Genomic DNA, 538 nt, shown 5'->3' with positions numbered 1-538 from the left:
ATGGCAAGTTGTACCATGTTTTTGGAGAAGGAATTGTACCTGACGGTAAATCGTGAGAAAAGCCAAGTGGGTAGCCCAACGAAACGAAAGTTTCTCGGGTTCTGTCTATTACCGACAGCAAACGGCGTTAAATTACGCCCACATTACCATGCGAAAAAGCGATTCAAGGAGACACTGAAAAGGATTACCAAACGAAATAGAGGTAGATCCGTAGAGGCACTATTCCAAGAACTGGATCGCGTGACACGAGGCTGGATGAATTATTATGGCATTGCATCCATGAAGGCATTTCTTTCAGAAATAAATGGTTGGTTAAGACGCCGTATCAGACAATATATTTGGAAGCAATGGAAAAGAGTACGAACGAGATTCAGTCGCTTGCGACAACTAGGCATAGATAAGTATCAAGCTTGGCAATGGGCGAATACTCGAAAAGGTTACTGGCGCATTGCGAGCAGTGGCATTTTACATCGTACACTGACAGATAAATACCTCGTATCGATTGGATATAAAGATATCTCCAAAAGATACGAGGCAC

General features: G+C 42.9%; 1 protein-coding gene. It reads left to right on the top strand.

The annotated features are described in order from the left end of the window. The coding region (locus tag R8925_RS15855) for a group II intron maturase-specific domain-containing protein (protein ID WP_430536750.1) at positions 1–538 on the top strand (538 nt) is incomplete at both ends.

Source organism: Listeria rocourtiae subsp. hofi (assembly GCF_963575615.1).
In the GTDB taxonomy this organism is placed as follows: Bacteria; Bacillota; Bacilli; order Lactobacillales; family Listeriaceae; genus Listeria_A; species Listeria_A hofi.
This window is presented reverse-complemented; position numbering and strand designations above follow the sequence as displayed.